Origin of the sequence: Oceanimonas baumannii (assembly GCF_002245495.1) — a bacterium.
GTDB lineage: Bacteria > Pseudomonadota > Gammaproteobacteria > Enterobacterales > Aeromonadaceae > Oceanimonas > Oceanimonas baumannii.
In genome coordinates, this window is sequence record NZ_NQJF01000015.1 from 56519 (window position 1) to 81532 (window position 25014).

General features: G+C 59.5%; 21 protein-coding genes. 5 read left to right on the plus strand and 16 right to left on the minus strand.

Going from position 1 to position 25014, the window contains the following annotated elements; genetic code table 11:
- Positions 1–180 precede the first annotated feature (180 nt).
- On the plus strand, positions 181–1572 hold the full coding sequence (locus tag B6S09_RS15915) for a heavy metal sensor histidine kinase (protein ID WP_094279479.1): 1392 nt from the start codon (positions 181–183) through the stop codon (positions 1570–1572).
- Positions 1573–1580: 8 nt separating this feature from the next.
- On the opposite strand, the gene B6S09_RS15920 is transcribed toward B6S09_RS15915, so the two are convergent.
- From B6S09_RS15920 to B6S09_RS15935, 4 genes are all read right to left on the minus strand, one after another.
- Complete coding sequence (locus tag B6S09_RS15920) at positions 1581–1994, minus strand: c-type cytochrome (protein WP_094279480.1); 414 nt, start codon at positions 1992–1994, stop codon at positions 1581–1583.
- An 80-nt stretch (positions 1995–2074) separates the two neighbouring features.
- Positions 2075–2563 (minus strand): cupredoxin domain-containing protein, encoded by a 489-nt coding sequence (locus B6S09_RS15925; protein WP_094279481.1) that lies wholly within the window; start codon positions 2561–2563, stop codon positions 2075–2077.
- A 39-nt stretch (positions 2564–2602) separates the two neighbouring features.
- A complete protein-coding gene (locus B6S09_RS15930; RefSeq protein WP_243832869.1) occupies positions 2603–3445 on the minus strand; it encodes a copper resistance protein B in 843 nt (280 codons plus the stop codon).
- Positions 3442–5256 carry a copper resistance system multicopper oxidase gene (locus tag B6S09_RS15935; protein ID WP_094279482.1) on the minus strand — a complete coding sequence of 605 codons (1815 nt, stop codon included), beginning with the start codon at positions 5254–5256 and terminating at the stop codon, positions 3442–3444. The genes B6S09_RS15930 and B6S09_RS15935 overlap by 4 nt, the downstream gene beginning before the upstream one ends.
- Positions 5257–5439: 183 nt before the next feature.
- Here B6S09_RS15935 and B6S09_RS15940 point away from each other — a divergent pair, with 183 nt between their 5' ends.
- Positions 5440–6117, plus strand: coding sequence for a heavy metal response regulator transcription factor (locus tag B6S09_RS15940; protein WP_094279483.1), 678 nt, complete (start codon positions 5440–5442; stop codon positions 6115–6117).
- 41 nt (positions 6118–6158) lie between these two features.
- On the opposite strand, the gene B6S09_RS15945 is transcribed toward B6S09_RS15940, so the two are convergent.
- Entirely contained in the window at positions 6159–6977 is an 819-nt protein-coding gene (locus tag B6S09_RS15945; RefSeq protein ID WP_134114006.1) for an alpha/beta hydrolase, read from the minus strand.
- A gap of 143 nt (positions 6978–7120) precedes the next feature.
- Here B6S09_RS15945 and B6S09_RS15950 point away from each other — a divergent pair, with 143 nt between their 5' ends.
- Positions 7121–9388, plus strand: a complete 2268-nt coding sequence (locus tag B6S09_RS15950; RefSeq protein ID WP_094279485.1) for a TonB-dependent siderophore receptor — start codon at positions 7121–7123, stop codon at positions 9386–9388.
- 177 nt (positions 9389–9565) lie between these two features.
- Positions 9566–10228, plus strand: coding sequence for a hypothetical protein (locus B6S09_RS15955; RefSeq protein ID WP_094279486.1), 663 nt, complete (start codon positions 9566–9568; stop codon positions 10226–10228).
- An 11-nt stretch (positions 10229–10239) separates the two neighbouring features.
- On the opposite strand, the gene B6S09_RS15960 is transcribed toward B6S09_RS15955, so the two are convergent.
- Genes B6S09_RS15960 through B6S09_RS16010 form a run of 11 tightly spaced genes read right to left on the minus strand, consistent with a single transcriptional unit; the run spans position 10240 to position 23659 of the window.
- Positions 10240–11058, minus strand: coding sequence for an alpha/beta hydrolase (locus B6S09_RS15960; RefSeq protein ID WP_094279487.1), 819 nt, complete (start codon positions 11056–11058; stop codon positions 10240–10242).
- A complete protein-coding gene (locus B6S09_RS15965; protein ID WP_094279488.1) occupies positions 11055–11843 on the minus strand; it encodes an ABC transporter ATP-binding protein in 789 nt (262 codons plus the stop codon). The genes B6S09_RS15960 and B6S09_RS15965 overlap by 4 nt, the downstream gene beginning before the upstream one ends.
- Positions 11840–12922 (minus strand): FecCD family ABC transporter permease, encoded by a 1083-nt coding sequence (locus B6S09_RS15970; protein WP_094279489.1) that lies wholly within the window; start codon positions 12920–12922, stop codon positions 11840–11842. Before B6S09_RS15970 ends, B6S09_RS15965 begins: the two co-directional genes overlap by 4 nt.
- Complete coding sequence (locus tag B6S09_RS15975) at positions 12922–14040, minus strand: ABC transporter substrate-binding protein (protein WP_094279490.1); 1119 nt, start codon at positions 14038–14040, stop codon at positions 12922–12924. Before B6S09_RS15975 ends, B6S09_RS15970 begins: the two co-directional genes overlap by 1 nt.
- Positions 14041–14053: 13 nt before the next feature.
- Positions 14054–14815: a 2,3-dihydro-2,3-dihydroxybenzoate dehydrogenase gene (locus B6S09_RS15980; RefSeq protein WP_094279491.1), complete on the minus strand. Its 762-nt coding sequence runs from the start codon at positions 14813–14815 to the stop codon at positions 14054–14056.
- Entirely contained in the window at positions 14796–18683 is a 3888-nt protein-coding gene (locus tag B6S09_RS15985) for a non-ribosomal peptide synthetase (RefSeq protein ID WP_094279492.1), read from the minus strand. Before B6S09_RS15985 ends, B6S09_RS15980 begins: the two co-directional genes overlap by 20 nt.
- A 2-nt stretch (positions 18684–18685) precedes the next feature.
- Positions 18686–18946, minus strand: coding sequence for a phosphopantetheine-binding protein (locus tag B6S09_RS15990; RefSeq protein ID WP_094279493.1), 261 nt, complete (start codon positions 18944–18946; stop codon positions 18686–18688).
- A gap of 1 nt (position 18947) precedes the next feature.
- The gene (locus B6S09_RS15995; protein WP_094279494.1) at positions 18948–19580 is read right to left on the minus strand and encodes an isochorismatase family protein; all 633 of its coding nucleotides are present in this window, start codon (positions 19578–19580) and stop codon (positions 18948–18950) included.
- Positions 19580–21235, minus strand: a complete 1656-nt coding sequence (locus B6S09_RS16000; protein WP_094279495.1) for a (2,3-dihydroxybenzoyl)adenylate synthase — start codon at positions 21233–21235, stop codon at positions 19580–19582. The genes B6S09_RS15995 and B6S09_RS16000 overlap by 1 nt, the downstream gene beginning before the upstream one ends.
- Positions 21228–22409 (minus strand): isochorismate synthase, encoded by a 1182-nt coding sequence (locus B6S09_RS16005; RefSeq protein WP_094279496.1) that lies wholly within the window; start codon positions 22407–22409, stop codon positions 21228–21230. The genes B6S09_RS16000 and B6S09_RS16005 overlap by 8 nt, the downstream gene beginning before the upstream one ends.
- Positions 22406–23659, minus strand: a complete 1254-nt coding sequence (locus B6S09_RS16010) for an MFS transporter (RefSeq protein ID WP_094279497.1) — start codon at positions 23657–23659, stop codon at positions 22406–22408. The genes B6S09_RS16005 and B6S09_RS16010 overlap by 4 nt, the downstream gene beginning before the upstream one ends.
- A gap of 183 nt (positions 23660–23842) precedes the next feature.
- Between B6S09_RS16010 and B6S09_RS16015 the strand changes: the two genes are divergently transcribed.
- Entirely contained in the window at positions 23843–24982 is a 1140-nt protein-coding gene (locus B6S09_RS16015) for a YncE family protein (protein WP_166670340.1), read from the plus strand.
- Positions 24983–25014 lie beyond the last annotated feature (32 nt).

The window sequence follows — 25014 nt, forward strand, 5'->3', positions numbered from 1 at the left end:
GGCTCATCAGCATACGTACTATTTAGACAGTAGGTTCTGGATAAATGAAAGCCCGTATCAAGCATATAACACAGTGCCTGAAGAACTTGGCGACATCAGTGCCAATACCTCCGCTGGTCGCAGCGAAGGGTTAACGATACAGTAGAGGCTGTTATTACCCACAGGAGCGCAATACCCGCCATGGCTGGTTATCTTTCCCTTACCACACGCCTCAGTCTGATATTCAGCCTGACCATGCTGGCCATCTGGGGACTGGTAAGCCTGGTACTGATGCAGTCATTGGAACAGCACTTTGCACGTCAGGACGAGGATGCGCTTCGTGGTAAAATGGTGCTGGTAAAAAACCTGCTCTCGGCCCGGCTGACCGAGGGGCAGTCCGACTGGCCTTTACTGGAGTCGCGACTGCAACAGGACTTGTCCGGCTATGGTGATTATTTTCTGCAAATTCAAAATCTGCAGGGAACCTCGCTGCTGGACACCCGGGTTAAGCAGCCCCCCTTGCCAACTGAACAGTTCGGAAATAGCGTTCCCTCCAACAGCTGGGTGGCAGATGGCGTACGTTATCGCAGCCTTACCGAGCCGTTTTTACCCTCTGATTCCACCCTGCCCGAACCGGTGCTGATCCGCCTGGTGCTGGATACCCGTTACCATCAGCATTTTCTGGATGAAATACACACCGCCCTGCTCTGGCTGACCGGCGGCATTGCCCTGATATCGGTACTGCTGGGCTGGATGGCCTCCCGCGCCGGACTAAAACCCCTCCGCACCCTGGCCCGGCTGTCCACCCGGGTAACCGCCAGTCAGCTTAATCACCGGCTGCCGCTCAGCAATGCGCCGGCCGAGCTGCATGCACCTATCCATGCCTTTAACAACATGCTGGACCGGCTGGAAGACTCCTTTCAACGGCTGACTACCTTTTCCTCGGATATCGCCCACGAGCTGCGCACCCCGGTAAACAGCCTGCTGCTGCAAACCCAGGTTGCCCTGAGCCAGACCCGCTCGGACCACGATTACCGGGAAGCCCTCTATGCCAACCTGGAGACCGCCGAGCGATTGAGAAGAATGATCAATGAAATGCTGTTTCTGGCCAAATCGGAGCAGGGACAATTAGCCATACAGGGCCAGTCGCTGGATCTGGCGGAAGAAGTGGATGAGTTGATCGAGTTTTTCGAGCCGCTTGCCAGTGACCAACAAGTGCGTTTGCAGCGTCAGGGCCATGCCCGGTTGTGGGGAGACAGGGCCATGCTGCAACGGGCCATCAGCAACCTGCTGACTAACGCCATTCGTTACACTCCGGCACACGAGGTAGTCTGCATTCGCGTAAACGGCGGTGATAGCGCCGTCACCTTGGAGGTGGCCAACCCAGGCTCCCCCATCCCTCCCGAGGAATGGCCTCGGCTGTTTGACCGGTTTTACCGGGCAGACCACGCGCGCCAGCAGGTGACCGAAGGCTCCGGATTGGGCCTGGCCATCGCCAGGGCCATTATTACCAGCCACGACGGCACCCTGTCGGTGCGCTCCGATGAGCAGGAAACCTGCTTTACCGCCCGCTTTCCCGCCGGCCAATGCTGATATTCGGCCTAGTCGATGCCGTTCCGGCGCTGCTGCTCGCGTACATAGCCGATAATGTAGCTCAGCTCGTCGCGACTGATGCCTTCCACCGGCGGCATATCGCCAAAGCGCCAGTGATGGGCGCGCACACCGTTGGCGGCGGCCCGGTAAAAGGCTTCGTCACCATGGTGTGACGGTTCGTAAACCTTGTGAATAAAAGGCGGCCCCTGATGTGTGCCCTTGAGTTCGGCACCATGGCAGCTGGCACAATATTCACCGTAAGCGGCCTGTCCCTGCGCCGAAAGTGCCCGATCGTGGGGCATGCCCCCCCACATTTGGCTGCCGCCCATCAGAAAATGGCCGGCGATCATGGCCAGTAACACGAGGGCCACGGCCCCGGCCAGCCATAGCACCCAGCGGGATGAATCCGATGACTTACTCACTTTTCCCCCTTTTGTTCCAGCAGTCTTAAGCCCAGCGTCGCCAAAGCAAGCAGGCCCGCTTGAAGGCGGGCCTGTTTGTGTTATTGCGCGACCATAACTTGCCCGGTCATGCCGGCTTCCATGTGCCCCGGGATCAGGCAAGCAAAATCCACGGTGCCGGCCTGGTCAAAATGCCACACCAGCCCCCCTTTCTGACCGGGCTTGAGGCTCAGCATATTGGGTTCGGCATGCTGCATATCCGGCATTTCACGCATCATATCGGCATGCTCCTTCAACATGGCCAGGTTACCCAGCACCAGCTCGTGGTTAAGCTTGCCGGCATTTTTTACAAAGAAACGCACGGTTTCTCCCGCCTTCACCTCGATGGCGGCCGGGGTGAAACGCATGTCGTCGTTCATCTCTATCGCAACGGTACGGCTGACCTCAGCCGGCTGACCGGGGCGACCCACCCCGTGCATGCTCTGTTGCATGGTAGCGGCATTATGGCCCTCATGGTGGCCGTGCTCACCGGCGGCCAGCGCCAGGCCGGGCAACAAGGACAGCATTAAAACGGACAGCGTGGTTTTCATGGATATTGCTCCTGATAAATAAAAAATAATGTCTGCAGCTTAAAACCAGAACCTGACCCCGGCTACCCAACGATTTTCCTGAGTGGCCTCGTCTTCTTCTCTGAGTTGATCAGCGCGATCGCCGAGGGCGGCCTGCCATTCCCAGCCCACATAGGGCGCAAACTGCCGAGTTATCTCATAGCGCAACCGGGCACCGGCCACCAGCTCGGACAGCCCCCGGCCCTGACCGCGCTCTACATCGTTGCTGCCATAGGCAGTGAGTTCAATGGCCGGTTGCAACACCAGTCGCTGGGTCAGCAACAGCTCGTATTCCGCCTCCAGTGCCAGCGCGGTCTGGCCGTCGTCACCCAGGTAAGCAGTAGCATCCAGCTCCAGCCAGTAGGGGGCGAGCCCCGACACACCGGCGGCAAGCCAGCCCTGATCCGGACCGTGACCTGTGTCGTAACGTACTCCCAGATCGCTGTTCCAGAATCCGGTCAGGGCATGGCGCCACAGCAGCTCGGTACTGGCTTGTGCCAGCCTGCCGTGTTCAATGTCGCCTTCCGCCCTTACCACCGCCCGGTCGTAGTCCCGTCCAGCCCAGGCGTTCACCTCGTACGCCAGTGCCTGGTCATCACCGTTGTCTACCCGCTCCAGCCGGTCGGCCAGCACACCGTAGAACCAGTGCTCGTCCGCCAGTTTCAGCTGGCGGGGCCCCGCCAGCGCATAAGGGCCTTCGTCCAGGCTGAAGCCGCCGGAGTAAGCATGAGGATCCCGGGCATCGGCCGGCGGCCGACCGCCCTGCATTTGCATATCGCCATGGTCCATTTGAGCCAGGGAAGGAAAAGCGGTCAGCGCCAGCGCACCCAATACATGTTTCATCATTGCTGTCTGTTTGCTCATGACACCACCACCATGCGGAACATGCCCGCGTCCATATGGAACATCAGATGACAATGCCAGGCCCAGCGGCCAAGGGCATCGGCGGTGACCAGAAAGCTGATGCGTTGGGCCGGCTGCACCGGTATGGTGTGGCGGCGACACAGGAACTCGCCATCGGGGCTTTCCAGCTCGCTCCACATGCCATGCAGGTGCATGGGGTGAGTCATCATGGTGTCGTTGTGCAGAATAACGCGCACCCGCTCACCGTAGTTCAGGTGAATGGGCGTGGAGCCGCCAAACTCGACGCCATCGAACGACCAGGTGTAACGTTCCATGTTGCCGGTCAGGTGCAGTTCAATTTCCCGCTCGGGCGGGCGCGGGTCCATGGGGCCACCGGGAGTACGCAGATCCGCCAGGGTCAGTACCCGCCGGCCGTTATTGCGCAGGCCCACTCCGGGGTCATCGAGGTTGGTGCGCGGCATGTCTACCCGCATATCGACGCTGGGGCCATATTCGGTGCGGGCATGACGCACTTCCTTGCTGGCCGCCGCCAAAGCGCCGCCCATGGCACCATGATCCATGTCTGTCATGGTGCCGTGTCCCATGGCGGAATGATCCATGCCCGCCATGTTCTGCATGGCGTCTTGGCCCATTGACCCATGATCCATTCCCCCCATAGCACCATGATCCATGGTGCCCATCATGTCGGTCATGGTCAGGGATTGAGGTTCATCCAGTGGCGGTACGGCGGCACTCAGCCCTTCGCGCGTGGCCAGCGTGCCCCGGGCATAACCAGTCCTGTCCATGGCCTGGGCAAACAGGGTATAGGACTCGGCGGTGGGCTCCACCAGCACATCATAGGTTTCACCGGGGCCAAAGCGGAATTCATCCACCTCCACCGGCGCCACATTCAGGCCATCGGCCTGCACCACGGTCAGCTTCAGACCGGGAATACGCACATCGTAAAAGGTATTGCCGGCACCGTTGATAAAGCGCAACCGCACCCGTTCACCGGGTTTGAACAGCCCGGTCCAGTTGCCGGCGGGCGTGGTGCCGTTCATCAGGTAGGTCAGGGTCTCGGAGGACAAGTCCGCCAGATCGCTTGGGCTCATGCGCATTTCATTCCACATTTGCCGCTTTTCCAGCGCCGCGCCCACACCGCCGCTGGCCATATCACGGAAAAAATCCGCCACCGTGGGCTGGTTGAAATTGTAGTAATCGCCCTGATTTTTCAGTTTGCCGAATACCCGCATGGGGTTTTCGTCGGTCCAGTCCGACAATACCACCACATGCTCCCGATCGGCCCGAATAGGTTCGGCATCGGCCGGCTCCACTATCAGCGCCCCGTACATGCCGGTCAGTTCCTGCATGCCCGAGTGAGAGTGATACCAGTAGGTGCCGTTCTGCTCCAGGGTATAACGATAGGTAAAGGTTTCGCCGGGCGGAATGCCGGCAAAGCTGATGCCGGGTACACCGTCCATCTCAAAGGGCAGAATGATGCCGTGCCAGTGGATGGAGGTAGGCTCCTTGAGCCGGTTTGTGACGCGAATGGTGACGGTATCGCCCTCGCGCATACGCAGTGTAGGGCCCGGAATGGAGCCGTTAATGGTGGTGGCCATGCGGGCTTTGCCGGTGAAATTGACCGGAGTTTCGTCGATCACCAGATCGAATTCGGTGCCGGACAGCGTGGGCACATGGCCGGTCACGGTAGCGGGCACGGGTGAGCGAGCTGAAGCCAGCATGGGCGCCAACCCCAGTACCACCCCGCCCGCGGCCAGTCCCTGCACAAAGCGCCGCCGGGGAAGGTTGAGCGTGTTTTTTGGCTGTGTCATCACATTCCCTAAATTGCCTGTCGTCATAAACACAGCATAGATAGGCGCACCTGAAGCCAACATGACGACAAGATGACAAAATTGTCATCTTCTGGCGACAAAGTCTGCAATCCGCTACAACGGGCTTGAGAACAGAACGCAAGGTGCGCCATCATCGGGTTAACCAACCCCACGGAGCTAACCATGAAACTGCTGATCATCGAGGATGAAGAAAGCACCGGCGATTACCTGCAAAAGGGCCTGCGCGAGGCGGGCCTGGTGGTGGATCTGGTGCGCAACGGCCTCGATGGTCTGCATCAGGCCAGCGCCGAGCCTTACGATCTGGTGGTAGTGGACGTAATGCTGCCGGATTTAGACGGCTGGCACATAGTGGCGAGTCTGCGGGAGCAGGGCCGGCAGATGCCGGTGCTGTTTTTAACCGCCCGCGACAGTGTGGAAGACAGGGTTCGTGGCCTGGAGCTGGGCGCTGACGACTATCTGGTGAAGCCCTTTGCCTTTGCCGAATTGCTGGCCCGGGTGCGCAGCCTGCTGCGTCGGGGTACCCCCCGGCAGGAAGAGCACAAACTCAGGGTGGCCGATCTGGTACTGGATCTGCCGCGCCGTCAGGCCCGTCGTGGTGAGGTGACCATTCACCTGACCAACAAGGAATTTGCCCTGCTGGAACTGCTGGTGCGCCGGCAAGGCGAAGTGCTGCCCCGGTCGCTGATCGCCTCACTGGTGTGGGACATGAACTTCGACAGCGATACCAATGTGATCGACGTGTCCATTCGCCGGCTGCGTAGCAAGATAGATGATCCCTTTGAACCCCGGCTAATCCATACCGTAAGAGGCATGGGGTACACGCTCGACAGCGACAGATAGCTCCGGTAAACCATCATGCTCCGCCGCTGGAGCTGCTGTTGTTACTCCTGGGCGATACGCAAGGCAAAAGGAATAGATTCGTCTCTGACGCTGCCATGATCATGGTTGAAATGATCGCTGTACTGCACTTCCACACCGGGCAGGCGGCTCAGGCGTCTGGCCATTTCCCGGGTGGCATTTTCAGGCAGGACGCTGCCAGCACGGTGTGAGCTGCTGCGCTGCAGCAGCAGTGTTGCCTTTGGCCACTCCCCGCGTTGACGATAGTTTTTTTCTGCCGACAATAATTGCCCGTCCTGCCACCACAATGAAGGGTCTGCAGCCACATAGTGCTGATAACTGTGCGGATAATTGAACAAGGTGTGCAGCACAAACAATCCCCCGAACGAGTGCCCCCACAGGGTCTGCCGCTCATTGTCTACCGGCACGGTATCACGGACAACCGGTTTTATTTGTTGCTCAATCAGCTGCCAGAATCCATCGGCACCACCATAGTGCAACCCTTCGAGCCGGGCTGTCGTCTGCTCCGGGACCGGGGTGTAGTCAAAGCTGCGTCCGCTGCGGGCATCCTGTTTATAGCCAATCATCACCAGCACCGGCCAGTCGCCTCCCTGCAACTGCCCGAGCGCTGTCCCGGTCAGCCCTCTCAGAGCCGCTTTGCCGTCCAGCATATACAACACCGGATATCCCTTTTCCGGGGCCGCAGCCTTGGGCAGAGCCAGGATCACCTCATATTCCCGCTCACCATCTTTTGACTGAAATTCACGTTGTTCAAACCGGTAATGGGTATCCCGGCCGGCTTCGACTGCAGAAATATAGGGGGCCAGTAACAGGCCGATGATCAGCATTGTCCAGTAGCGCACGGGTTCCTCAGCATATTCAGATAACACATGAGTTGAAAATGATATGAGAAATCATTTACCCTTTCACCTCTTTTTGTCCCTTATCGAGATCGTGCTGGTCAGTGGTTGCAAACCCGCGCTTGTTATTTAAAAGGAACCCGGTAATGAAAAAATGCGTATGGTTGCTGGGCAGCAGTGTGTTAGCGGCTACCGCTCAGACCACTGCCGCCGATGTAAACAGCTATGTTCTGGATGAAGTACTGGTCACCGCGGAAGAAATTCTGAAGCAGGCACCGGGCGTGTCCATTATTACCGCCGACGATCTGGCGAAGGCACCAGTCAGTAATGATTTGTCTGAAGTGATCCGCACCATGCCCGGCGTTAACCTGACCGGTAACAGTACCAGCGGCCAGCGGGGCAACCACCGTCAGATTGATATTCGTGGCATGGGGCCGGAAAACACCCTGATCCTGATTGACGGTAAACCCGTCAACAGCCGCCAGTCGGTACGTTATGGCTGGCGTGGCGAGCGGGATACCCGGGGTGACACCAACTGGGTGCCCATGGAAGCCGTAGCACGCATTGAGGTATTACGGGGCCCGGCTGCAGCCCGCTATGGCAGCGGTGCCGCCGGCGGTGTGATTAACATCATCACCAAGTCCATTCCCGACAGCCTGGGCGGCTCAGCCACGGTTTACTATGAGCAGCCGGAATCATCCAGAGACGGAGGGAACGAGCGCATCAACTTTATGCTGGCCGGTCCCCTGTCCGACAAAGCCGGTTTCCGCCTTTCCGGCAATGTAGCCAAAACCGAAGCCGATGCCTGGGATATTAACCGCGGCCACCAGTCTACTCGCACAAACGCAGGCCGGGTCGACTACACGAATACCTTCCCGGCAGGCCGTGAAGGGGTCCGCAACCGGGATCTGGCCGTCCGCCTGAGTGTGAACCCCACAGAGGTCCACCAGATCGATCTGGATGTAAGTTTCAGCCGTCAGGGCAATATTTATACCGGTGATACACAGAACACCAACAACTTCACCACCGGGGCCAATGGTGACCTGATCCCGACCGCGGATCGTGTGCAGCGCTATCTTGGTGCCGAAACCAATGTGATCTACCGCGACAGCTATGCCCTCACCCACAAGGGCAAGTTTGCTGCGGGCCAGTCGCTCAGCTACGTGCAGTATGAGCAAACCCGTAACCACCGGCTGGATGAAGGGCTGGCCGGCGGCACCGAAGGGCTGTTTTCCGACGACAGCATGACCACTTCCAGGCTGGAGCAGGTAACAGCACACACCAGCGTTGACGTACCGCTTGAAACCGGCAGCATTCATCAGACCCTGACCGTGGGTGCAGAATGGAAAGATCGCCGGTTAAGCGATCCCAATTCCGTCACGCAAAGCACGACAGAAGGCGGTGACATCGCCGGCATGACCGGCAGCCACCGTCATGCCGACGTCACGGATGATATTGCCTCCGTGTTTATGGAAAGCAATATCAACCTGACCAACGATACCGTGCTCACCCCGGGCCTGCGTTATGATCATCACAGCATAACCGGAAGCAACTGGAGCCCGGCACTGAACGCCACTCACTATCTGAGTGACTCCTGGACCCTGAAAGCCGGCATTGCCCGGGCCTACAAGGCCCCCAACCTTTATCAAACCAACCCCGGCTACTTGCTGTACAGCCGGGGGAACGGCTGCTGGGGCAGCGGTGGCTCCTGTTATCTGCAGGGCAACGAAAACCTGGACGCCGAAACCAGCATCAACAAAGAGCTGGGTATCGAGTTCACCAACGAACACATGGTGGCAGGCATCACCTACTTCCGAAACGACTACCGCAACAAGGTAGAAGCCGGCACCCTGCCTGCCGGGGAAGCAACAGGCGGCAATGGCAATTTTGCCAACTCGGCCGTGTTCCGGTGGACCAATGTGCCCAAGGCCGTGGTGGAAGGTCTGGAAGGCACCTTTAATATCGCCCTGACCCCGGCGCTGGACTGGTCGAACAACATGACCTTGATGCTGCAGAGCAAGAACAAAAGCACCGGCGAATCACTGTCGGTGATCCCGGAATATACTCTGAACACTCGCCTCGACTGGCAAGCCACTGAGCAATTAAGTCTGAACAGCCACATTACCTGGTATGGCAAGCAGGTACCCAACAAACTCGACTTCCAGGGTAAACCGATGACCGGTGAAGAGCAGCAGCAGCTGTCTCCCTATGCACTGGCAGGCCTGGGGGGCCGCTACCAGATTTCCGATACCTTCAGCATCAGCGCAGGGGTGAACAACCTGTTTGACAAACGTCTGTACAGGAAAGGCAATGCCGTCGGGGTCGGTGATCCCCGCACCATTTACGGTGCCGGTGCCGCCACCTATAACGAGCCGGGCCGCAGCTATTATGCGTCTGCCAGCTACCGCTTCTGATGCCCCTGCGGCGCACGATAACCAGCAATAAACCGCATTCATCGCAGTTTCTTGCTGGTTGAATAAGCATCACCGTTATCCTGACGTCTTTCAGATAAGCCGGGAAATCTTTTCTCCGCTCCCGGATATGGTAAGTTGGCACGACAAACGACCAAGTACCTATTTACCGGAATAATTATGACGCTTTTAATACGGTTAGCTGCCGTGCTGATCCTGCTGGTACTGACAGTAATCGCACTGGGATTCTACAAATTCAACATTGCTGGAGACGATCTCTATATCAAAGAAAACGACATGGTCCGGCCATTGGCCCCCTTCGAGGAGGGAGCCCGGAGCGTGATGATGCGCCTGTTCAGCCTGGATACCGGCCATTCGTTTAAAATAACGCTGCCGGACAGCAATAGTGCCGTCACCCTGACCGGTTTTAACAAGGAGCCGTCACTGGCAGTGGGCGCGTATCAGGACAAAGAGATCCGGGGAGAAGTGTTACTTGACTATCTCAGACTGACCCCTCTCAATCTGCCCGGGAATACCGGCACCACACAATTTGCAGCTCCCTTTGCGGTCACCACCCAAGGAACAGGTGTTTTCTGGTATCTGGGGATGTTCAGACTCGATGACCGCAGCGGAAGCATCACGCACCTGGACAGCCAGTATCTTGGCGATCGGGTCGTCATCCAGGCGATCAGCCCTGACATCCCCTTTGATCCCCCCCATCGCATCACCATCAGCCTGAGAACCCTCGCCCCGGAGCAGCCAATGGCAACCACACCGGGGCAGGAAACAGAGCGCACCTTTTACGTGACCCGTGATACCATTGAAGTTTCTGCTTCCCGATAGGGTTACGGCGGTTACGCTTCAAACATCAGCCGTAAGGCCCGCTGTATGGCGATCATCACCACAGAGCTGTGATCTTCTTCCGGAAAACAGCGGTAACGCAACCGCTGTTCACCCAGGCGTTCACGCAACAGATCCGCCACGGTAGCAGCGTGCTCCAGCATGGCCCGGGTCTGACGCCGTTTCATCAGCTGCTCCAGCTCAGGGCCCGGCGGCAACCAGGGTGCCGGATTGCCTTCCCACTCGCCGGTGGCCACCAGTACTCGCTGAACTTCCGGTGCATTCAGCGCCTGCAGCCGTTCGGCCAGGGCCGGCGGATGCCACCATATCGACGGGCTGATGGCCGCATAGCAAGCAAATGCCCCAGGCCGCAATGCCAGTGCATTCAGTACAAAATAGCCGGCCAGAGAATGCCCGAACAGCATCTGGTGTGCCGGATTGAGGTTGAACTCCCGGGCCAGAGCCGGGGCCAGCTGCCCGGTGATAAAGTCAAGAAATGCACCACCACCGCCGGCGGCATCCGTCTGGACAAGGGCTGAAGGCTCAAAGGTAAAATCGCGATAACGGAGCTCGGTAGCAAACAGGCGTTCATCACCATGGGCAATGCCCACCACCGCTGCCAGCCCCACCCCGGTGGCATCGGGCCGCCGGCCACTGCGCAGAATGGCTTCCACAAAGGTGGAGAACATGGCATTGCCGTCCAGCACATAGATCACCGGCCACCCCTGCGGTGGCGGCGTGCCTTCGGGCACCCACTGGCTGACCTGATAGCCTATGCCACTGCTGTTTGCCCGGCAGTTCCATACCCGGCTGTTGTTCAGTGACCACGTCATGCCATGGCCTCATCGTCAATCATCACCTGCATCTGACCCCGATCGCAGTATTCAATGCGAGCCTGCACGCCATACACTTCCGCCAGTGAGGCAGGGGTAATGGCCTGCCCAGGGGTACCACTCGCCACCACCCGGCCCTGAGCCAGCATCACGATACCATCGGACCAGCGGGCGGCAATGCTCAGATCATGCAGTACCACCATGACGATCATCTGCCGCTCCCGGGCCAGTTCCTGTACCAGCCGCATCACCCTGAACTGATGCTTCAGATCCAGCGCACTGATAGGCTCATCGAGCAGCAGCACTTGGGGATTGCGTGCCAGCACCTGCGCCAGTGACACCAGCTGGCGCTGACCACCGGACAGGTGTCCCAGATTTCTCATGGCCAGTTCAATGATACCCACCCGCTCGAGCACGTCCACGGCATGCTGCTTGATCGCCTCGCTGCTGTTCAGACCCTCCATGGGGGAAGCGCGCAGGGCGCTGATCACACTTTCCAGTACATTAAGGGACACGCCCTGGGGCAGAGTCTGCGGCATATAGGTCACCCGCCGGGCCCAATCCGCCAGGGGCTTGCCCATCAGCTCGGTGCCGTCGAGTGTGACCGAACCGGTAGCGGGTTGCAGGCCGGCCAGTGCCCGTAACAGAGTGCTTTTGCCGGCAGCATTAGGGCCGATCAGGGAATAAACTCCGCCAGCCTTCAGTACCGGCAGCGTCACTCCCTGCACCACGGCCCGCTTGCGGTAACCGGTAGCCAGCCCGGTAATTTCAAGACCAGTACTCATGACCGGGCCTCCGGTTTGCAGAATATCAGCAGCAGGAATACGGGCACGCCCACCATGGCTGTCACAATGCCCACGGGCAACAAAACCCCGGGCACCAGCATTTTACTGGCCGCCGAGGCCAGGGCCATGATCAGCGCGCCGGTCAGCAGCGTGCCCGGAAGCAAAAAGCGATGATCTTCACCCAGCAGCAGGCGGGCAATGTGCGGTCCCACCAGCCCGATAAAACCGATGGTGCCGACAAAGGCCACCGAGGTGGCGGCCAGCAGGCTGACCCTGAGCAATGCCAGAAAACGCAGCCGGCTCACATGAATACCAAAACTACGGGCACGGTCTTCACCCAGCCGCAGCGCCGTCAGCTTGCTGGCCGACAGCAGCGAGAAAGGCACCACCAGAGCCAGCACCAGTGCCATCAGGCTCACATTCTGCCAGCTGGCCCGGGACAAGGAGCCCATGCTCCAGAACACCAGTTGCTGCAGCGCCGCCTGGGAAGAAGCAAACTGTACAAAGGCCACCAGGGCGTTAAACACAAACACCAGCGCAATGCCCAGCAGCACCATGGTTTCCACACTGCTGCTGCGCAACCGGGTCATCAGCTGCAGTAATAACACGGAGCCAAAGGCGAAAATAAAGGCATTGAGCGACACCATCCATTCTGCGGCCACAAAAGGCAGGCTGATCCCCAGTACAATGGCCAGTGCCGCACCGAACGAGGCCGCCGACGACACCCCAAGCGTGAAAGGACTGGCCAGCGGGTTGTTAAGAATGGCCTGCATTTCGGCCCCGGCCAGCGACAGCGCCGCCCCCACCAGCACCGCCATCAGGGCATAAGGCAGACGCACATTCCAGATAATGGTGTGCTGCGCCGCTGACAACGAGGCAGGATCCAGCAACCCGGCCCACACCTGAGCCGCAGTCATGGACGAAGGGCCGGTGGTCATGTCCAGCATCAGGGCGGCCGCACACAGCACCGCCAGCACTACCAGCACAAACAACCGCCAGCGTACCTTGCCACGATAGGCAAATAAAATGGCAGCGCTCCTTGGTGCACTGCCCTGTTCGGTCAGGGTATTCAAAGGCATTACTCTGCAGATGACAGACTGATCCAGCCGGTACCCTCATAAGGGACCGCCAGAAAGTCTCGATTAATGGTTTCCAGGGTTTGCGCAGGGCTGAGTTCGGCAAACACGCCGGGATGCAGCCACTTGGCCAGCACTTCCACCGCCACAATATCCAGGGGGGAGTTCAGTAACTGATGCGCCAGGCCGTGCACTTTTCCCGCATGTACCGCACTCAGGTCGGCAATGCCCTGACGAGCCGCAACCCGGGTAAGGGCCGACTGTGCTTCTTCCGGGCTGTAACCGCCTCCCAGCACCAGACCATTGCTTTTTTCCAGCGCCGGCCCGCCGGTCGCAATATAAACATCGGGATCGCTGGTAATAATGTATTCCAGGTTCAGCTTGCCCGCGGCCTGAGTCAGCACATCGGCCCCGATATTATGGCCACCGGCAAAGTCGATGTAGTCCCCTGCCCCGCCGGTACCAATCGAAAAACAGCAATCCTGGGTAATGCCCGCATGCGCTTCCATAAACACGGTGGGCCGGGCCTCGTTTTCCTGTAACTGCCCGGCAATGTAAGCCAGGTGCTGCTCCCTCAGGGCCAGGTAATCGCCGGCCTGCTGCTCATGGCCGGTCAGGGTAGCCAGCAGCTTCAGGCTGGGTGCCTGATGATTAAAGGGATCGATAAAAAAGTCGATAAACACCACCGCAATGCCAGAGGCTTCCAGCAGGGCAATCTGATCGTCCGTGGGGCCCCGGCTTAACGACAGTACCGCCACATCGGGTTCGGCGGCGAGCATGGACTCCATATCAAAGTTTTCGGCGGAGCTGGACACCAGCGGCACCTGCTCTATCGCCGGAAACGCGGCCTTGAAACGCTGATAATAGGACTCGCCCATCCGGTTGATGTCCCTGGGCCAGCCGGCCAGCTGGCTGACCGGATCATCGGCAATCAGCGCCAGCGCCATCAGAAACCGGCCGTCATCAATGGCAATACGCTCAATGTTATCGGGCAAGGTCACGCTGCGTCCGCGCAAATCAGTGACGGTCTGTGCCGCCGCTGCCGAGCAGGCGGTCAGCCACAACAGACAGGCCGCCAAAGCACGCCACCCACCTTTCTCAAGATGAAAAATACGGTTCATTTATTATCCTTTATCAACTGCGCAGGGTCGCACCGCCGTCCACATAGAGATCGTCCATCACAATGTGCCCGGCCTGATCCGACAACAGAAACATTACGGCATTGGCCACGTCTTCAGGTTGCGCCAGCTTGCCCAGCGGAATACCGGTTTTATAAATATCCGGCATACCGGCAACCACCTTCTCCGCCCCGCTGCTGTCTGACCACATGCCGGTTTGCATGGGGGTCATCGTGGATCCTGGTGCTACCGTGTTGCAGCGAATGCCAAAGGGGGCCAGCTCCAGTCCAAGGCAACGCATAAACATGCCGGTGGCCGCCTTGGAAGCTGCATAGGCAGCCATGGCATGGCGGGGCACACCCGCCGCATTGGAGCCTACCGTCACCAAGGCACCTTGCCGCCGCGGCTGCATCACCCGGGCCAGCGCCCGGCACAGATAAAATACGCCATCGGTATTGACCGCAAAGGTACGCCGCCACTGTTCGTCGTCGATACTGTCGATGGTGCCGGACTGCAGCACACCTGCAACATTCACACCAAAACCAATGGGCCCCAGCCGCTGTTCAATATCATCAACCAAGGCTGCTGCCGCCATCGAGTCAGTCACGTCGAGCGCCCGGCTGTGTACACCATTCAGGCCGGTAAAGTCCGGCGCGGTCACATCCGTGGCCACCACGGTACAGCCACTGCTGGCCAGCAGTTGCACCAACGCCCGACCAATGCCTCCTCCGGCACCGGTCACCAGTGCCAGGTTGCCGTTAAATCCGCTCAGCTGCATCAGCCTTCTCCTCTGTATTGGCCATGGCCGCGGCAAGCTCGGGTGCCAGTTGCACCGAGGCATCGCGGCCAGTCATGTCGGCATGTAAACAAGGCAGTTCAATGGTCTGTATGTGCGTGGCGTAAGCCTCCCATAGCGAGGCACGCAACCAGGGTTTGTCGAGATGATCCCGCCCGGCCCTGACATGCATCAGGGTACCGGTGAACGGCTGGTGATAATGCTCTCGCACCCATCGATTGGTGCTGGTAACCGCCCGCACCACGCCATCGAGAGCGGCCTCGGGCAAATTGCCCAAGGTCGTTTCTCCCTGCCGCAGAAACGCCACTACTTTTTCCCGGGTGTCGAGTCCGGTGTGTTGCTCAGGGTCATAGCCGGCAATGGCCAGCAAGGCCCGCAACGCCGCCACCGGGCTCGGCTCGGGCTCGGCCCGCCAGCATTCCGCCGGATAGGCATCCAGCAGCGCTACCATGCCTATCTCGCGACCCAGTTGCTGCAGCCGCACCGCCATGGCCTGGGCAATGATGCCACCTACCGACCAGCCCAGCAGATGAACAGGGCCTTCAGGGTACAGCTCGCCGATGGTATCCACATAACGGGCCGCCAGGGTGGTGATGCTGTCATCCAGCGGTTGCTGCGAGTCCAGCGCCGGTGATTGCAGACCATAAAGAGTACGTTCGGGCAGCTGCTGCGCCAGTTCGCGGTAGTTCCAGGCAATGCCTCCGGCGGGGTGTACGGCAAACAACGGCGGCAGGCTGCCCTGCCCTTTCGACAGCCGGATAACGGGCCCCAGACCGTCATCCGCAGTCAGTCGCGGTGCATCTATCAACGCGGCCAGCCCTGCTACCGTGGGATTGGCAAACAGCGCACCCAGACCGGGATCACGCTGCCAGCGTGTCTGGATAGCGAGCAGCAGATGCACCGCCGACAACGAATCACCGCCCAACGCAAAAAAATCATCCTCCCGTCCCGGAAGCCGGGTCAGTGACAGCTGCTCACTAAACAGCCCGGCCAGTACCCGCTCGGTGGGCGTCTGCGGCTCACCGCCGGTGCCGGTATCGGCTCCCGGCGCCGGCAAGGCCTTGCGATCGAGCTTACCATTGGCAGACAGCGGCCAGTGTTCAAGCGGCACAAAAACCGCAGGCACCATATAATCAGGCAGCTGGCCGGCCAGGTGCCGGCGCAACAGCGACGTGTCCACTCCGGCCTTGTCGCTGGCTTGCACATAAGCCACCAGCCTGGGGTTACCGTCATCCCGGCGCAACATCACTTCGGCCCGGATCACCCCCGGGGCAGCGCTCAGGGCATGGGTAATATCGCCCAGTTCGATACGCAGCCCCCGCAGTTTTACCTGATCGTCACTCCGGCCCAGATATTCCACCGCGCCGTCGCGACGGAAACGCGCCACATCACCACTTTGATACAGCCGCTCCCCTTCATTATGAGGGTTGGCAATAAAGCGCTCGGCGGTCAATCCGGGCTGCCCCAGGTACCCTCGCGCCAGCTGCACACCGCCCAGATAAAGATCGCCGGACACCCCGGGTGGCTGCGGCCGATATTGCGCATCCAGCACATACAACTGGGTGTTCCACACCGGATAACCAATGGGCACAGACACGCTGTTATCGTCTTTACCTGCCTCCCACCAGCTCACATCCACGGCGGCTTCGGTGGGTCCATACAGGTTGAACAGGCGGGCATTCAGCCGCTGATGAAATTGATCCCGCAGGGTGGCCGTCAGCGCCTCGCCACTTACAATCACCCGTCGCAAAGAAGTGTGCTCAATATCTGGCGTGGCCAGAAACGCCGCCAGCATGGAGGGCACAAAGTGCAGCGTGGTAATACCCTGCTCCCCGATCAGCGCAGCGATTTGCCGAGGATCCTGATGGGCTCCGGGAGGCGCAATCACCAGACAGGCACCGCTCAGCAGGGGTAAAAAGAACTCCCAGACCGAGACATCAAAGGTGGCCGGGGTTTTCTGCAATATCCGCTCAGAGGTGTCGATGGCAAAAAAGTCCTGCATCCACAGCAAGCGGTTCACGATCGCCTGATGCTCTACCACCACACCCTTGGGCTCACCGGTAGAGCCTGAGGTGTAAATCACATAGGCGGCATCCTGAGGCCCGGGCTTGTCTGTCAGCGGCTCAGAGCTGTAATGCTGCCACTGACAGGGAGAAAACACCGGCCAGCCGGCCAGCGGCTCAGGCCCGGAGCTCAGCACGCATACCGGTTGCGCCGAGTCAAGAATGCGGAGCAGACGGGCATCGGGCTGCTCCGGATCCAGCGGCAGATAGGCCGCGCCGGCTCGCTGAATGGCCAGCAATGCAATTACCAGCTCAAAGGATCGCGGCAACGCCACTGCCACCACTGCACCGGGTCCGGCCCCCTGCTGTTGCAGCTGTAAAGCCAGCGCCCGGCTGCGCTGATCCAGCTCACCATAACTCATTGAGACGCCTTCAAACACCAGTGCCGTGGCTTGGGGGGTGTCGGCCATTTGCGCCTCATACAGCGCCACCAGTGTAGTGGAAGGCACAGCATGCGCGGTATTGTTTACCTCATGCAGATAGCGTTGTTGCTCGTCGGGCGTGGCCAGAGGGATGTCTTGCAGACAGCCACCTTTTTGCCACACCGAGAGGGCTTCATTCAGGAAAGCCGGCAACCGGGCACAGTGATCGGCCACATCCGCTGCACTGTACAATCGGCCATTGGCTTCAATTTCCAGGTCCAGACTGTCAATGCCGTTGCCCCGGAATCCCAGCGTCATGTCATCCACCGGCCCGGTACTCAGAATATGCAAATTCGCCTGCATGCCCTTCAGGATGAAGGGGGTATAAAAGGGCTGCACATTGATAAGCGGCCCATGCAGTCGACGCTGGCCACCAATCAGCCCCAGATCCCGGCGCAGCTGCTCACCCCGGTAGCGACCATGACGGCGGCCCCGGGTCAGCTCTCGCACCGTGTGGGGCAAAAACTCATTCAGCAAAGTAATGCCATCACGCAAGACCAGCGGCAGCACATTCATCACCATGGCAGGCAAGCGTGCCGCCTTGCTGCCCAGACGTCCCATATAGGGCACACCTACCACTACGTTACTGGCCTGATCACTATGACGGCGGCAATACTCTGCAGTAAGCGCCGTCAGCACATCTGGCCAGGGCAACTGATGCTCACTGCTCAGACTCAGCAGCCGGGCACACAGGGTTTCGTTCAACGGCACAATACGACGGTGGCAGGCATGCACCGGGGCACAAGGCTGAGCTTCTCCTGCCAGGGTGGCTGGCGGCGGCAGCTCATTCAGGGCCGTCTGCCAGTATGCCTGGTCCCGTCCTCGCCGCTCGCCGTGCTGATAGTCCTGATCTTCTTCCCACACTGCTGTCCAGGGGGCAAAAGGCTGACTGCGGGTATCACCGGCATACAGGGCACTGACCCGCTCACAGAACAACGCCATGCCATAACCATCGTTCACCAGATGATGTACGCGCACATACCAGGCATAGCGGCCGTTCCCCAGCACATAGAGGCGCTGGCAGGCCAGCCGGTCCCGGAGCGGATCCAGAGGCCGGTTCACATCGGCCAAATAATGGCGCTCTGCCGCCTGCCCGGGATCAGCTTCCCGGGTGACATCCAGCACGTCCAGCAAAGGTGCCTGGCCAGGATCCGGCCACTGGCAGGGGACATCGGTGAAGCGCAGCTGCAAACTGGTAGCTTCAGTGGCGGCCTGATTGGCGGCACTGACAAACGCGGCCAGATCCAGCTCGCCCTCAAGCTGGATCACATGAGCGGTATTAAAGGCCGGGTTATCCGGTGCCAGCTGCTGAGCAAACCAGAGCCCCTGCTGGGCTTCGGTAAGTGAATACTGACGGCCCGCCATGATTACACGCCGCTCTGCTGACGTTGCACCTGCTGCCACCAGCCATCCAGGGTGGGGGTTTCCGCCAGATCGGCAAAGCGCAGTTCAAGGCCGGTCTTGTTCCACTCCACCGACAGGTTGAAAATGCGCATAGAATCCAGTCCCCAATCCAGCAGATTGTCGTCATTTTCCAGCTGGTCGGGGCTTTCGCCCAGAATGGCAGCGATATCCAGGCGCATACGCTCCAGGGTCAGGGGACGGGATTGAGAGTGTTCGGTGGTCATATTACAGGGCCTTTAACAATTGTTCTGTGGTCATGGGTACACCGCAAGTGCGGGCAATCCAGTGCAGGGCGGACAGGTGATCATCACGGCTGAAGTCGGCTACGGCATCAGCGGCAATAAAGGGCTCGATATCCAGCTGAAACGCTTCGGCCAGGGTTGCCGTGCAACCAATATGGGCATATACACCGGTCACCAGCAGTTGATCCCGTCCCCGGACCCGCATCAGGGTTTCCAGATTGCTGCGCTGAAAGGCACTGTAACGGTGCTTGACCAGCACATGGTCTTCCGGCCGGGGGGCCAGTTCCTCAATAATGTCTTCATGCTCGGGAGCCCAGCTCATGCCCGGCCCCCATAAATCGGCCTGCAAGCCACGATCGCAGCGCTGCTGATTACCTTTCTGGGCGGTGTAGAACACCGGAATATTCCGTGCCCGGCAATGGGCGATCAGTGCGGCGATATTGGCAATGGCCGGTGCCAGGGGAGCATTCTCGGCCTGAAAGGGACGCAGAAAGTAGCGCTGCATGTCGTGCACCAGCAGCGCCATACGGTGGGCTTCGGGCTGCCAGGAAGCCCGGGGCTTTGGCAGCTCGGCAGCGGTTGGCTGGGCGTAGTCGGTAATAACAGGAAGTCCCATCAGTCTTGCTCCTCGGTTTGTTCCAGATAGCGCTGGCGCAACTGGGCACGCAGCTCCCGCCGGCTGATTTTGCCGACGGCGGTGGTGTCAAAGTGTTCGGCAAACACAATTTGATCCGGCACCTTGAAAGCTGCCAACCCCTGCTCGCGCACCCATTTTTTCAGGGCCACAACCCGGGGCGGTTCACCACGGGCAATCACAAAGGCGCAGCTGCGCTCTCCCAGATAATCATCGGGAATGGACACTACGGCAGCATCAAACACTTGCGGGTGACTCAGCAAATGATCTTCTATTTCCTCGGCGGAAATTTTTTCACCGGCGCGGTTAATGTGATCATTGGCCCGCCCCTGCACCACCAGATAGCCCTGCGGCGTGCGCCTGACGATATCGCCGGTACAGTAAAAACCGTCTTCGGTAAAGCTGCGGGCATTGGCGGCCTCATCATTGTGATAACCGCGAATGGTATAGGGCCCCTGCACCTGCAGATGACCTACCTCACCGTCAGCCACCGGACGCCCTTCATCGTCCACGATGCGCACTTCATCGTCGGGGCTGATGGGCCGGCCCTGCGTGTTCAGGATCAGCTCGTCGCTGTCGTCCAGACGGGTGTAGTTCACCAGCCCTTCGGCCATGCCGAATACCTGCTGCAGGGTGCAGGGCAACGCACCTTGCAGTCGACGGGCAGCTTCCGGCAGCAGTTTGGCCCCGCCCACCTGCATCACCTCAAGACTGGAAAGATCGTACCGGCTGTGGCTGGCGGCATCGGCCCACAGCAACGCCAGCGGCGGCACCAGCCCCACACAGGTCACCTTTTCCTGCTCAATCAGGGCAAAGGCAGTGCCGGGCTCGGCACTGTCACTCAGCACCACCCGGGCACCGGCATGCAGTGCTCCCAGCCAGCCCGGTGAACTCATGGGGAAGTTATGCGCCGCCGGCAACGCCACCATATAAACACTGTGCTCATCAATGCCGCACAGCGTGTTACTGGCACGGAATGAGTATATATAGTCATCGTGGGTGCGGGGGATCAGCTTGGACAGGCCGGTGCTGCCACCGGAGAGCTGCAAAAAAGCCACCGACTGCGGATCAAACTGTTCGGGCAAGCTGTCAGGGTTTCCCTGCAGCGCAGACAGTGACGTAAAGCCGTGTCCGGCGTCTTCCCCTGCCATGACCACCTGCAACTCCGGCACCGCCCGGCACAACTCGGTGGCCAGGGTGGCATAGTCAAAACCGCCATAATGGCGGCCGGCAATATAAGCGCTGGCCTCGGCCTTGCGGGCAAAATGGGTCACTTCGGCAATGCGGTGTGCCGGCAACGCATAAACCGGGATCAGCCCGGCATAAAAAAGGCCACACACCACGGGAATAAACTCCGCCACATTCCCAAACTGCACCACGACTCTGTCACCCGGTGTCAGTCCCATGGCCAGCAGGCCAGCTCCGATGCGGCTGGCTTCACGATCCAGATCGGCATAACTCAGCCTGGTGTTGCCGGCGACGACGGCCTCTTTGTGCTGCAAGCACAGCGCACGCTCACGCAAAAAGGCGGGAAAGGTTTCACCACGCCAGTAGCCGGCCGCTTTATAGCGCTGCTCAAGGGCCGCAGGCCAGCTCTGGCTGAGTGTCAGCCGTGATGCGGCGGTGGCATTAGTCATGGGATAGCTCCTTGTTGCACTCAAATTCAAGTTCATCATCCACGCCAAGGGCATTGAGCATGGCGCGGAATTTGGCCCCGGTTTCGGCCACTTCAAGTGCGGGCACCGAGTCGGCCACAATACCGGCTCCGGCGAACAGCCGCAGGGTATTGGCCTGCACATGCGCACAGCGAATGGCCACATACCAGTCGCCGTCTCCCTCAGCATTTACCCAGCCCACGGCACCGGCGTAGAAGCCCCGGTCGACCGGCTCCAGACTGGCAATGGTATTCAGCGCCTGCTGGCGCGGCGTGCCACACACTGCCGGCGTGGGATGCAGCAAGCCGGCCAGCGTGGCCACGGAAATGCTGTCGTCTTTTAACGTGCCGGTAATACGCGTGCCCAGGTGCCACATGGTATCTGTGGTGTACAGAGAAGGTTGTTCCGGGGTATGTAACTCGCTGCACAAAGGGGCCAGCGCGGCCTTGATGGCATCCACCACATAGGCATGCTCTTCCAGATCCTTAGTTGAGGCCGACAAGGCGCTGGCGGCGGCGGCATCTTGCTCCGCACTGGCGCAACGACGGGCGGAGCCCGCCAGCGGATGAGAGACAATGGTCCGGCCGCGCCGGGAGATAAGCAGCTCAGGCGTGGCCCCCACCAGCCAGGCCGGCGGAGCAGCAGGCGTAACCGGTACCGGCAGCACATAGGTGGTAACACTGGCATCCCGCTCCAGCCGCGCCGCCAGTGCCAGTGGATCCAGGCTGGCCGCCGCCTGCAGTTTCAGGCTGCGGGCCAGCACCGCCTTGCTCAGTGCCTGGCCGTCAATACCGGCCACACAGCGGGCCACCATGTCAGCATAATCGCTGGCAGCAGGCTCTGGTGTGCATGTATCTACCAGCGGGGCTAGCGGAGCGACCATGCCGGCATCACTGGCGGTGAGCCGGGCCGGCTGATACAGGGCATCATCGGCCAGGGGATCAAACGGCAGTGCACCCACCAGCACATCCGGGCCTGTGCTACGGCCGTTAAAAAACTCACTGACCCGCTGACCCAGGGTCATGGTGTTGCCCGCAGGCAACCGGGCCTGGCAGCCTTCGGTCTGCAGCTGGTGAGTGGGCCCTTTCAGCACAAACAGGGTATTGCGCTGTTCGGCATTGACCATCGCCTCTGTAAAGGGCATGCGGTTGATCATGACGTGACTCCTGTACCACGTTGAGAAACTTCCGCCGACTGATAGCGCCATACGGCAACAGCCAGCAGCATGAGCAGTATGAGCACCAGCACATAGGGCGTGCCCGGCGAGATGCGATATAACAAGGTGCCGGCCAGCGGCCCGACCACCATGGAAAGGCCCTGCATGGACGCCACCATGCCCGCCGCTTCACCCTGCTCATGGGCCTCCACACAATTGGCGGTCAGGGCCTGCACAGCCGGACGAACCATGCCCATGCCGATGCCTGCCAATCCAAAGGCCGCCAGCATAGGCACGGCACTCTCCAGCAGCGCCACCGCCCCAAAACCAGAGCCGGCCAGCACAGCACCCAGCAGCAGCCAGCGCTCGGGAGGCCAGGTAACACGCATCATCATGCTTTGGGACAAAATCAGCCCTGAACCCACCGCGGTGAGGGCATAGCCGGCAGTTTTGGCCCCTTCACTCAGGGAAAGCTGCATGCGATCGAGCACCAAAAAGCCCACGGTAGACTGGGTAACGGCCACGGCGATCATGGCGGTAAACACCGCAAACAATGGCAGACGCAAACGCGGATCCCGCCAGCCCAGCCCCGGCTGCCCGGGTGTTGGCTCGGCACCCGGTTTATTGCCGGCCTTATTGCCGGATTTGTTACCGGCATAAGTCTCTGGCAGCTTCCAGGCGATCAGCACCAGCGCCAGCACCGGCATCAGCGCCGCGGCGTACAATGACCAGGCAATGTCGTAGAGCGCAATCCAGCCGGCCACTACCGGACCGGCCACCAGGCCTACCGCATTAGCGGCACCCAGTTTGGCCATGGCCGACGCTCTGTGCTGCGGAGCGACCTGATCTGCCACCGAGGCGGCGGTAATAGCAGGCACCGCCGCATAAAACAGCCCGACCAGCGCGCGGCTGCCCACCAGAATAAGTAACGACAGCGCAATGGCCGGCGGGCTGGTAAGCGCCATATCAACAGACAAGGCCATCACCACATAGGTAATGGCATAAGCACTGAGCGAAATCAGCAATACCCGTCGACGCCCGACCCGGTCACTGAGCTTTCCCCAGCGGCGGGCGGCCAGCATCCAGAGCACGCCCCCCACGGTGAGAGACAAGCCTGCGTGCCAGTCTTCCAGACCCAGGATACGTACTACCGGCCCTACCACGGCCACAAACGCCATAATCGCCATGGTGCCAACCAGAGCGACTGCATTGAGCACCCACAATTGAGGTGCAGAGGAAGGAGAACTCATTACTGCGATAACCCGAAAAATTGATGGAACACTGCATACCGCAGATTACTGGGGTGGAAAGTTAAGACATTCAAAAGCCAAAAGCAAATGATATTAACTTGCATTAGTGACGTAAAGTGAGCAAGCTATTGAACTTTTATGGCGTTACTTACTTTTGTCACTATCTTTTGCAGGAGCATTTGCATGTTAAAACAATCTTCTTCTCGCCCTTCCCGACTGCGCGGTACCTTTGCCCTGACCCTGCTGGCTGCTGCCATCGGCACGGCCACACCGGCACTGGCAGATCCGGAAGTGGTTCGCTCGGTAAAAGTAGATGAACGGGTCTATGAAATTGCATTCAACCCGGCCACTCAGGCCGTGTATGCCGCCGTGACCGGCCTGGGTGATGACAACAAGCAACAGGTGACGCCCGGTATCGTGGTACTGGATGCCAGCACCCTGGAGCAGAAAAACAAGATTGAAACCGGTGACGTCACCCCGTTTGGCCTGGGTATCAATACCAAAACCCAGAAAATCTACGCCGTAGACACCCGCAAAGGGGTGGTCGGTGTGTATGATCTGAAATCCGGCAAAGAAGTGGCCGTGATCGAAAACAGCGGTGATGAATCCAACCATCTGCGTCAAGCAGTGGTAGATGAGAAAGCCAACAAAATTTACATCAGTGCCTTTGGCGGTATGGTAAGAGATGGCAAAAAAGGTCCGGACAGCGCCGTATGGGTGATTGACGGTGCCACCGACAAGCTGGAATCCGTAATTGTCTCTCCGGTGCAGTCAGCAGCCGGCTTGGCGCTGGATGCCGACAACAAACGCCTGTATGTCGCCGATCTGAACAGCAGCACCATTGCTGAAATAGATCTGAGCACCCAGAAAGTGCTGCGTACCTTTGACTCGGTCATCACCGAAAAAGACGCCAACCCCGAGCCTTTTGACACCATTAACCTGGAAATTGATACCAAAAACGGACAGCTTTACGCCATCAACCAGAAGTCCGGCGGTGTTTCTCTGATCGACCTGAAAAGCGGCAAGATTACCCGTACCGTCAAAACCGGTGACGGAGCCCTCAGTGCCCGGCTGCACCCGCAAAGCGGCGATTTGTATGTAGCCAACCGTAACGACGGCACCGTGTCCGTGGTCGATGCCGACACTCATTATGTTACCGCTCACCTGTTTACCGGTGTGCGCCCCCAGACACTGGCCATCGATCCGAAAACCGGTCAGGTGTATGTCAGCAACAAGAGCAAGGGCAAGGGCCGTCAGGCACCGGAAGATGCCCCGGTACCGGTTGAAGCCGCCGGCAATACCATCACCCTGATCACACCGTAATCCGGCTTCCGGTTGTCTTCAGCCGCCCCACT